This is a genomic window from Flavobacterium sp. I-STPP5a (assembly GCF_009764685.1).
Lineage (GTDB): Bacteria > Bacteroidota > Bacteroidia > Flavobacteriales > Flavobacteriaceae > Flavobacterium.
Window position 1 is genome coordinate 1 of the sequence record NZ_VHLM01000053.1, and the last position, 10,821, is coordinate 10,821.

9 protein-coding genes are annotated in these 10,821 nt (G+C 34.3%); 3 read left to right on the forward strand and 6 right to left on the reverse strand.

From position 1 onward, the window contains the following. Nucleotides 1-178: 178 nt before the first annotated feature. Nucleotides 179-490, reverse strand: coding sequence for a transposase (locus FJV36_RS09785; protein ID WP_158727651.1), 312 nt, complete (start codon nucleotides 488-490; stop codon nucleotides 179-181). 364 nt (nucleotides 491-854) lie between these two features. Continuing rightward, a complete protein-coding gene (locus tag FJV36_RS09790; protein WP_158728876.1) occupies nucleotides 855-1,283 on the reverse strand; it encodes a DUF1573 domain-containing protein in 429 nt (142 codons plus the stop codon). A 143-nt stretch (nucleotides 1,284-1,426) separates the two neighbouring features. On the opposite strand from FJV36_RS09790, the gene FJV36_RS09795 reads away from it, so the two are divergent. Then, nucleotides 1,427-2,686 (forward strand): sensor histidine kinase KdpD, encoded by a 1,260-nt coding sequence (locus FJV36_RS09795; protein ID WP_158728877.1) that lies wholly within the window; start codon nucleotides 1,427-1,429, stop codon nucleotides 2,684-2,686. Beyond that, a complete protein-coding gene (locus tag FJV36_RS09800; RefSeq protein ID WP_158728878.1) occupies nucleotides 2,687-3,373 on the forward strand; it encodes a response regulator transcription factor in 687 nt (228 codons plus the stop codon). It abuts the gene before it with no gap. Nucleotides 3,374-3,777: 404 nt separating this feature from the next. On the opposite strand, the gene FJV36_RS09805 is transcribed toward FJV36_RS09800, so the two are convergent. The 4 genes from FJV36_RS09805 to FJV36_RS09820 form a co-directional block, all read right to left on the reverse strand. Then, nucleotides 3,778-5,319 (reverse strand): acyl-CoA carboxylase subunit beta, encoded by a 1,542-nt coding sequence (locus tag FJV36_RS09805; protein ID WP_158728879.1) that lies wholly within the window; start codon nucleotides 5,317-5,319, stop codon nucleotides 3,778-3,780. A 107-nt stretch (nucleotides 5,320-5,426) separates the two neighbouring features. Then, a complete protein-coding gene (gene accC, locus FJV36_RS09810) occupies nucleotides 5,427-6,866 on the reverse strand; it encodes an acetyl-CoA carboxylase biotin carboxylase subunit (protein WP_158728880.1) in 1,440 nt (479 codons plus the stop codon). 104 nt (nucleotides 6,867-6,970) lie between these two features. Beyond that, nucleotides 6,971-7,456: an acetyl-CoA carboxylase biotin carboxyl carrier protein subunit gene (locus FJV36_RS09815; protein WP_144892798.1), complete on the reverse strand. Its 486-nt coding sequence runs from the start codon at nucleotides 7,454-7,456 to the stop codon at nucleotides 6,971-6,973. Nucleotides 7,457-7,558: 102 nt separating this feature from the next. After that, nucleotides 7,559-9,757, reverse strand: coding sequence for a radical SAM protein (locus FJV36_RS09820; protein WP_158728881.1), 2,199 nt, complete (start codon nucleotides 9,755-9,757; stop codon nucleotides 7,559-7,561). A gap of 419 nt (nucleotides 9,758-10,176) precedes the next feature. Between FJV36_RS09820 and FJV36_RS09825 the strand changes: the two genes are divergently transcribed. Next, complete coding sequence (locus FJV36_RS09825; RefSeq protein ID WP_158728882.1) at nucleotides 10,177-10,524, forward strand: hypothetical protein; 348 nt, start codon at nucleotides 10,177-10,179, stop codon at nucleotides 10,522-10,524. Nucleotides 10,525-10,821 lie beyond the last annotated feature (297 nt).

Genomic DNA, 10,821 nt, shown 5'->3' on the forward strand with positions numbered 1-10,821 from the left:
ATCGATTTAATAACCGCGTCTTGACTTACATATCCTTTAGATTTATTAAAAGTAAATTCACTAGGTTTAATACCTTTTTTATTTGAGCTTGGTCTTCGGTAATAACTACTTTGAACCATTCCTACTATAGTAATAATTTTGGTTTTACTAATCTTATGTTTACTATAAATACTATCTACTAAATCTTTCTTGGATCGGATGTCCCAAACTTTTTTTTTAAAAGTTCACGCCCAATTTCTAATTCGATTTCCTTGTTAGCTAATAATTTGCGTAGAATTCTGTTTTCTTCCTCAGCTTGCTTTAGCTCTTTACTACTAGTGTCATAAGTTACTTTTAAACCAGCTTCTCCCTGCTTCTCGTGTTTCTTCTTCCAGCTATACAAAGTGCCAGTGCTAACGCTGTATTTACGGCACGTTTCAACAACTCCTAATTCTTCTGAAAAGGATAGGATTTCTAGCTTTTCTTCTAAACTCCATTTCTTGTATTTCATATATCAAATGTACTATTTGAAATTTAAAATATCACTCCGAACTATTAAGGGGCTAAAATAATAATAATAATAATAATAATAATAATAGATTTACTATTCATAAATTCAAAAAGTATAATTATTATAAATTCAATTACATAGCAATATATTTATACTCCAAAAAGACACTCTTGGATCAGACTTGAATAATGATTTTATAAACATTGCCCAACTATTATTTTTTCATCATTAATAACTTTCAAGCTATCTGATATCTAAATTGATGCTGCTAAATCATCTCTTTTTTATTTACTATTATTTAAGTATCCAACTTGTTATCTATTTTAATAGCTCAAGATAAAGTTCTAAAAATTAATCTTAAAAATTAACTTTTCACTCCAGTAGCCGCAACAACAATTCCTTTTATTGTTAAAACTTTTACAGTCGTTTCAGTATTTGTAGTTACCGATACTGTTTTTGTAAATCCACCTGGATTAGCCGCATTATAGGTAGCTATAACGGTTCCTGATTTTCCTGGAGCAATTGGCGTTTTGGTATAATCTGTTGCCGTACATCCGCAAGAACCTTGTACATTGGTAATGATTACAGCTTTTTTTCCAGTGTTTTTGAATTCAAAAACAATTGGTTTTGGAGTGTTTTGAGGAATTGAACCCACATCTATGCTTTCGCTTTTCCATACAATCGAAGAAGCTGCAACAGCTACTTTTGAAACTATTACTTTTACAGGTTCGATGGCCGAAAATGACATTAATCCTAGAGTTAATGCCAACATTGAAATTTTAATCATTTTCATAATAAATTAGTTTTATTGGTTACTGTTTTTTAACAATCCAAAAGTAGATTAGAAAAACAGACACTCTTGTTAAGCGGTATTCAATCTTTGTTAACGACTTGTTAATGCAAAAAAGTCAAGCAAATTTTGATTAATATTACATAATGAAACTGACCAAACTCAATAGCAGCATCTTAATCGGGTTAATCGCCATTATAGGAATCCTTGTAGCACAATTGCTTTGGACGAAAGAAGCCTTCAGTGTTGAGGAAAAAAAATTCAGTCAAAGAGCACATGTTGCCTTACTGGAAGTTGCCAAAAAATTGTATCAAGGAACCAATCAAGAACTTCCAGGTAAAAATCCAGTACGGAAAATCTCCAATGATTATTATATTGTGAATATTGATAATGATTTTGAACCTGAAATTTTAGAGTTTTATCTCATATCCGAGTTCAAGAAAATGAACATCACCACCGATTTTGAATATGCCATGTACAATTGCCAAAGCGACGAAATGGTCTATGGCAACTACATTTCGCTATCCGAAAAGAAACAGACCAAACATTCTGTAGGTTTCCCCAAACATAAAAATTTAGTCTATTATTTTGCCATTCGGTTTCCAAATGAAACGAGTTATTTATTCAGTTCCTTACGGTTCTGGTTTGTGCTTTCGATTGCTTTAATTGTCATTTTACTGGTTTATGTCTATTCTATTTTTACGCTTTTGCAGCAAAAGAAATACTCTGACTTGCAACGTGATTTCATCAATAATATGACCCACGAATTCAAAACGCCGCTATCCTCCATATTAATTGCCTCCAATTACCTCATCAAACAAAATCCAATTCTGCAAGATGAAAAACTGGAAAAATACACACACATTATTATTGACCAAAGCAACAAGCTGAATCAGCATATCGAAAAAATTCTAAGCGTTGCAAAATCGGATAATGCTCCTTTGGTATTGGATAAAAAGATGTTGAATGTATTGCCTATTTTAGAAGCTGTAATTGAAAACAGTACCCTAAAACATCCCGAAACCCAAATTGAAATTAAAACAGATTTAGTAACCGTTACCATTGAAGCGGACGAATTTCACTTTACCAATTTGGTGTACAACTTGCTCGATAATGCCATAAAATACAGCGAAAACAAACCCGAAATTTGTATCGCTATTGCAAAAGTTGGAAAGTATCTTCAATTCGATTTTATCGATAACGGTATTGGAATTGATTCCAAAAACATTCCCTTTGTGTTTGACAAATTTTATAGAATTCCGAGTCAAAAAAGCAATGAAGTCACCGGTTTTGGATTGGGTTTGTACTATGCCAAGAAAGTATGCGACCTCCACCACTGGAAAATAACTGTAAAATGTAATCTAGAAAAAGGCTGTACTTTTTCACTATTAATTCCTCAAAACTAAATGAGTACTGTTCGAATATTGTATACCGAAGACGATGCCACCTTAGCATTCCTGACCAAAGACAATTTGGAGCAAAACCGCTATGAAGTAACACATTGCGAAGACGGAAAATCAGGTTTTGAAGCATTCAAAAAAGGAAGTTTTGACATTTGTATTCTAGATATAATGATGCCAAAAATGGATGGATTTGAACTGGCCACCGAAATCAGGAAACTCGATGTTGATGTTCCCATTATTTTCCTGTCGGCCAAAACCTTAAAAGAAGACCGCCTCAAAGGGCTTCGATTGGGTGCCGATGATTATCTCGTGAAGCCATTTAGCATAGAAGAATTACTCCTTAAAATTGAAATATTTCTAAGACGTTCCCGCAAAAACAATTTGGTTGAAAAATCAATCTACGAAATTGGGAAATACCAATTTGACACCAAAAATTTCATCCTTTTTAATGAAACCGAAAAAATACCACTCACGCAACGCGAAGCCGATCTCTTAAAATTATTCCTCGACAATAAAAACGTGGTGCTAAAACGGGAACAAATTCTAACCTCTCTTTGGGGTGACGATGATTATTTCATGGGACGCAGTCTCGATGTTTTCATTTCCCGCTTGCGCAAAATTTTGGCAAACGAAAAAGGAATAGCCATTGAGAATTTACACGGGATTGGGTTTCGGTTTAAAGCGGAGTAAAGCTATAAAAAAAGAAGAATTTCAACAGTTCATTTTCCTCAAAACTATAGCCAACGGTTTCAACCGTTGGAGGCGATATAATTCATCCAGAGTTGAAAAACAACTACATTAATACCTTGCACACTTCTGAAAACGTGGGCTATAGTAAAAATACTGATAAAACATTTCCTTTTCTAAAAACAATAATTGCTTCAAGTATTTCATGGAAAAACAATTATTTTGAATGCTTTTTGTGGAAAACAAATAATTGCTACGGTCAAATCTATACTTCTGATAGTTTCTAATGCAAAACTGAAAGTCAATAAATCAAAAAGAGGCCACAATTAATTGAAAGAGTAACTTTGAAAGTATAAGTCCAAAAAAAACCACCTAAATCAGGTGGTTTTTCAATTATTATAAAAAATCTACAAAGGAATATTCCCGTGTTTTCGAACTGGCGTAACACTTACCTTATTTTCAAGCATGCTATATGATTTTATCAACTTTCGTCTGGTATCTTGTGGAAGAATCACTTCGTCAATAAAACCTCGTTGTGCAGCTGTGTATGGATTAGCAAATAAATCAGCGTATTCTGCTTCTTTTTCTAACAGTTTGGCTTCTTGATCATCAGCTTCATTGATTTCCTTTTTGAAAATAATTTCCGAAGCTCCTTTTGCTCCCATAACAGCAATTTCGGCAGTTGGCCAAGCAAAATTCATATCGGCTCCTATGTGCTTAGAATTCATTACGTCATAGGCTCCTCCATAAGCTTTTCTGGTAATAACTGTAACTTTTGGAACCGTAGCTTCACTTAATGCATAGAGTAATTTTGCACCATGAACTATAATTCCGTTCCACTCTTGATCAGTTCCTGGTAAAAATCCAGGCACATCTACAAGTACTAAAAGCGGAATATTAAATGCATCACAAAAACGAGTAAAACGCGCTGCTTTTTTAGAACTATTCACATCCAGACATCCTGCAAGAACCATAGGTTGATTTGCAATAATACCTATACTGCGACCCGCTAATCTAGCAAATCCTACAATTATATTTTCGGCATAATTTTTATGAATCTCAAAAAAGGAATCTTCATCAATAATTTCACTTATAACCGAGTGCATATCATACGGTTTATTAGGATTATCAGGAAGTATTGAGGTCAATTTATCTCGATATTCATCATTAAGCGTATAAGGCAAATCAGCTGCTTTTTCTTTGTTACACTGCGGCAAATAGCTTAATAATTGTTTTAAATCATCTAAACACGCCACATCATTTGTTGATGTAATATGAGCCACACCAGATTTAGTTGAATGTGAACTTGCACCTCCCAATTCCTCTGAAGTTACCGTTTCATTTGTCACAGTTTTAACCACATTAGGCCCTGTAACAAACATGTAACTGGTATCTTCAACCATCATCGTAAAGTCGGTCATGGCAGGAGAGTATACCGCTCCACCAGCGCAAGGTCCCATAATAGCCGATATTTGAGGAATTACACCACTGGCTTGTACGTTTCTATAAAAAATATCGGCATATCCACCTAATGATCTCACTCCTTCTTGTATACGCGCACCTCCTGAATCATTTAGTCCTATCATAGGCGCACCCATTTTAACAGCCATGTCCATTACTTTGCATATTTTTTCGGCATGAGTCTCAGACAATGAACCTCCAAAAACCGTAAAATCTTGAGCAAAAACATATACTAATCTTTCATTAATGGTTCCGTAGCCTGTAATAACTCCATCCCCATAATACTGTTCTTTTTCCATTCCGAAATCAGTGGTACGATGTGTTACTAACATTCCTATTTCTTCAAAAGAATTTTCATCCAGCAAATACTCTATTCGCTCTCTTGCCGTAAGCTTTTTATTAGAATGTTGTTTTGCAATTCTATTTTTACCTCCACCCAAATGAGCTTCGGCAATTTTTTCGTTTAATATATTTATTTTGTCTTTCATGTTTTTCTTTTTTTTAAACGCTAATTTTATTAAAGACCCCAGAATAATTGAGCACCCTTAAAAAAAGGCTTGACTAAGCTATTTCTAAATAATGGATAAAAAATAGTTTAATTCAACAAGCGTATGATTTTCTGGTCTTCAAAATAGTGCTTTAGAGCTACCATAGCAGCAATTTTAGCTTCTTGTTCCATTTGTTGTTTCAAAACTTCAGTATTGTAATATTTCTTAACAAAATGAGTATCAAAATTCCCAGAACGAAAAGCCTCATGTTCAAAAACAAATTTTCCGAAAGCTAAGGTCGTTTGAACACCCTCAACATGATAGTTTTCAATAGCCTTGATCATAATTTGAATTGCTTCTTCACGAGTTTCACCAAAAGCAATTAATTTAGCCAACATTGGATCGTAATAAATAGGAATATCCATACCCTGTTCAAAACCATTATCCACACGAACACCTTCACCAACAGGCAATTGATACACCTCTAAATGACCAACACTAGGAAGAAAATCATTCATAGGGTCTTCGGCATAGACACGCAACTCTACGGCATGACCCTTTATTTTAAGATCTTCTTGTTTCATGGCTAATGCTTCGCCCCTTGCAACTCTTATTTGTAATTCTACAAGATCTGTTCCCGTTATAATCTCGGTCACAGGGTGTTCCACTTGCAAACGTGTGTTCATTTCGAGAAAATAAAAATTGTTATTTTCATCCAATAAAAATTCGACTGTTCCTGCACCTAGATAATCACAAGACTTTGCTACTAATACTGCAGCTTCACCCATTTTTTGTCGCAATTCAGGACTTAAAACTGAGGAAGGAGCCTCTTCAATTACTTTTTGATGGCGGCGTTGAATACTACATTCTCTTTCAAACAAATACAACACATTACCATGGCTGTCAGCCATTACTTGAATTTCAATGTGCCTAGGAGAGCCCACGTATTTCTCAATAAATACAGATCCGTCACCAAAAGCGGCAATTGCTTCACTGATAGCGCGATCCATTTGAGATTCAAAATCAGCTTCGCTTTCTACCACACGCATTCCTTTTCCTCCGCCTCCAGCAGATGCTTTAATTAGAATTGGAAAACCAACCTCCTTTGCTATCAACTTTGCTTTTTCAACATCAGTAATAGCCTCATCAAAACCAGGTACCATAGGAATATTGTATTGCTTTACAGCCTCTTTGGCTGCTAGTTTACTTCCCATAATTTTAATGGCTCTAGACTTTGGACCAATAAAAATAATGTTGTTTTTTTCGCACTCTTCGGCAAAATCAGCATTTTCACTTAAAAATCCATATCCAGGATGAATAGCATCAACATTTAAGCTTTTGGCAACTTCAATAATTTTATTTCCAAGCAAATACGACTCACTTGAAGGTGCTTCTCCAATACATACCGCTTCGTCAGCAAATTTCACATGTGGCGCATTTCTATCAACTGTAGAAAAAACAGCCACTGTTTTAATCCCCATCTTTTGAGCGGTTTTCATCACTCGAATAGCAATTTCACCTCTATTGGCAACTAATATTTTTTTCATTTTACATCTTTTAAACCGCAGATTCGCAAATTTTACTCTCTTAAAATGTATTGCATTGAGTAATGCAACCTTGTAATTTCAATTTGCAAACTAGCTGTATTTTATTATTCAAATTCAATTAATAACTGACCTTTATCTACAGCATCACCTGTTTGTACAGAAATGCTTTTAATAACACCTTCGCGTGGTGAAAGAAAGCTATTTTCCATTTTCATGGCACCTAGAATAATCAAATTATCATTTTCTTTCACTGTTTGCCCTACAACTACATTGATTTCTAAAATCAAACCAGGCATAGGCGCCTTGATAAAATTTACTTGTTTTGAAAGTCCTGTTTCAAAACCCATTTCTTTTATCAAACTATCCAGCGGGCTAGAAATTGCAACAGTATAGGTGTTGCTATTTACCTTTACGGTATATTTTTTTTGATGAAAATCAGCAGATAGAATTTCTGCTTTAAAGGCTACATTTTCATGAAGAATATGAAAATTATTTTTTTCGATACTTACAGCATCAACTTGTGCAACACGCTCGCTATCCAAATCAAAATGAAAAGTGTCGTTTACAGTAACTTTATAATCAATACTCATTTGCTTCTTTTTTTAGTGTTGTAAAAATAAGTAAAAGAAAACGTTTTCGTAATCGAAAAATAAAAGTTTTATGCTAATTAGATATAGTTTATTGAAAAAAACTTAAAGTACTAACAACTTATATTCTCTTAATGTTTTAATAGGCTTTGAGTACCAAAACAATTCAAAATCTTCCAGACTTAGTTCAAAATCTGCTTTTAATTCCTGAAAAGTATAATTTTTAACATTGAAAACGGATATTTTTTCCAAAGTTTTCACCAACCATTCACCCTCGTTTTTATTGGTAAGAATACTAAAAGGCTCTTTTTTATCATGAAAAGTAAGTGTAGACATCTCCCATGAATTTCCTTTCTTAGTTTTAGTAAAATGATCCACTAACGGCTTTCCTCCTAGCCAAACAATTTTGGCAGTGGGTTTAATATTGAATATTTCTTCATTTTCAATAGCGTTAACAATAAAATCAGATTGAATTTTTGTTTTTGGAATCTTAAATTCAAACCAATCCTGAAGATCGTATTCAAAACAAATTCCGTGCATGTAATTATAAAGTGATTTTTTAAGTCCAAAACTAAACTTGTCGTGATTTATTCCAGTAGCATCAGTATAATCAATATCATTGTTAGCAAATGTCCCTATGCTTTCTGTGTTTTTTTTAACTCCAAATTGCTCCGGGTACAAGCCTACAGGACTGTGTGCTGTCATGGCAAACTGATGCCAAAATCCCGATTGCAAAATACCAACTTCAAATAATTGACGCACCATTTCAAGGCTATCAATAGTTTCCTGAATAGTTTGAGTAGGGTAACCATACATTAAATAGGCGTGTACCATGACACCAGCTTGGGTAAAATTTCGGGTTACACGAGCCACTTGTTCAACCGTTACGCCTTTGTCAATTAATTTTAATAATCGATCTGAGGCTACTTCAAGACCACCAGATACCGCTATACAACCAGAGGCTTTGAGTAGCAAACATAAATCCTCAGTAAAACTCTTTTCAAATCGAATATTAGTCCACCAAGTGACCGCTAATTTTCGGCGCAAGATTTCCAATGCTAAGGCTCTCATTAAAGCTGGTGGAGCTGCTTCGTCAACGAAATGAAAACCTGTTTCCCCTGTTTGAGCTATCATTTCCTCCATTCTATCGCACAATAGATTAGCAGCAACGGGTTCGTAAATTTTGATATAATCTAATGAAATATCACAAAACGTACATTTTCCCCAATAACATCCGTGCGCCATGGTGAGTTTATTCCAGCGACCATCACTCCACATACGGTGCATGGGATTCACAATTTCAATAACCGAAATGTATTTATCCAAAAGTAAATCTGAATAATCAGGTGTACCTACTTGTGATTGCTTATAATCAGGTTTTGTAGAATTGTTTTTATAAACTACTTTTCCGTTTTCTAATAAAAAAGTTCGTTTGTAAGTATTGTAATTTGGGTTTTCAATGGAATGAATTAACTCGTCAATTGGCATTTCTCCATCATCCAAAGTAATAAAATCAAAGAATTCAAAAACACGCGCATCCGAGAGGGAACGTAATTCCGTATTGGGAAAACCGCCGCCCATTGAAATTTTAATATTGGGATAATTCTTTTTCACCCATTGTGCAGATCGGAAAGCAGCATATAAATTCCCTGGAAACGGAACCGAAATTAGGAATAAAGTAGGCTTTATAGTTTCGATTCGCTCTTTTAGAATCGAAAGTAATATTCCGTCAATATAAGTTGGCTCACCTTGCAAAGCTTCGTATAGCTCGTCAAAAGAACTTGCACTTCGACCCAACCGTTCCGCATAGCGGCTGAAACCAAAATTAGCATCAACACATTCCACGATAAAATCCGAAATATCTTCCAGATACAGGGTGGCAAGATGTTTGGCTTTATCTTGTGTTCCCATAGTTCCAAAAGCCCAATCGAGTTCTTCTAACTGTGTAAATCGAGAAGCTTCTGGCAAAAAATCTTCTTGACAAATTTGAAGCGCCAATGTTGGATTTTTTCCTTGTAAAAAAGCAATAACAGGATTGATTGTTTTAAGATATTCTTCTTGCAAAGCATAAATTCGCTTTGAATTATCTGAGATCTCTCCAGCTTTAAACTTTTGACTTCCTACCTGAAACAAACTTTGCAAACCTTCTTTGGAAAACAATTTCAAAATCACTTCAATCCCTAAATCAGCCTGCACAGATTCAATGTTTTTGGTATTTAGAAACCCTTTAATATATGCCGTTGCCGGATAAGGTGTATTCAGTTGGGTAAAGGGTGGCGTGATGAGGAAGAGTTGGGTTTTCAAAAGAATTGTTTTGTGCAAAAATAAAGGTTAATTGTGTTGTTTTGAGAAAATATTTTGAATATTTAATTGAAATACACTGCGCGACTTAAATCAAAAGCCAGTAGGCAAATGACATGGAGACAACCTAATTGAAATCACTTAAAAAAAGACAAACACAGTGCTAGTCATCGTCGGAAGAATAATCTTCGGGCTTTTTCTGTTTCTACTTTGTGTATTCAACATTCATTTTATTGCTTTTTTTAACAATTTTAATTATATTTACTACTGTAAAACAGCAATTTATAACTAACTTTAAAGATTACAACGTTCTACTAAATCAGGCTCTATCATTTATCGCAGAAGCGCTTTAAAGCCATCTTTCGGCAACCATCAAGGTGGATTATTACAGCAAACTACTGCATGGAAGAAAATTGTTTTATTTGCTTCTATTTTACATTTTTGACAATGATAAACTAAGTCAAATAACTTTCGAAGATACTTTTAACAGCTGTGGATTCAAGGCTTTGTTTGGATTGGACGAGGATGAAAAAGTACGAAGAAGTTCTATTTCTGAATGTCTTTCAAAAATTGATTCTAATTATTTTAAAGAAATTTATCAGCAGATGTTCGACAGATTTTCTGAACTTTATGACAAGCCTGAAATCGAAAAATACAATCCTATGCGAGTTCATAGCACGATAGTTGCTAATGCCTGTACGAAATTAAAAGAGGTAATCGATCAAAACAGTGGAAAGAAACTGGTAAAATTCAGTTTTTCATTTGATTGAATTTTATCTTCGGGCGTAGAAGTTTCTACTGTCAAAAATACTCATCTGAGGAAGCTGCACTTTCTGAAGCGATCCTAAAGCAAGTCAAAAAAGAAAAACATCACGGTAATATTTATTTAATAGACAGAGGTTTGCAATCCACACGAGCGATGAAAGATTTTGATTAAAAATCAATAGCGTCCTAAACATTTAAAAAAAGAAAAGAAAAAGAGGGTAATTTTTGTATCTCAAATTAACTTTGAGTTGCACAACAAAAAAGCCCTCTTCTATGTCAAATATAACTTTGTTTTCTCAAAT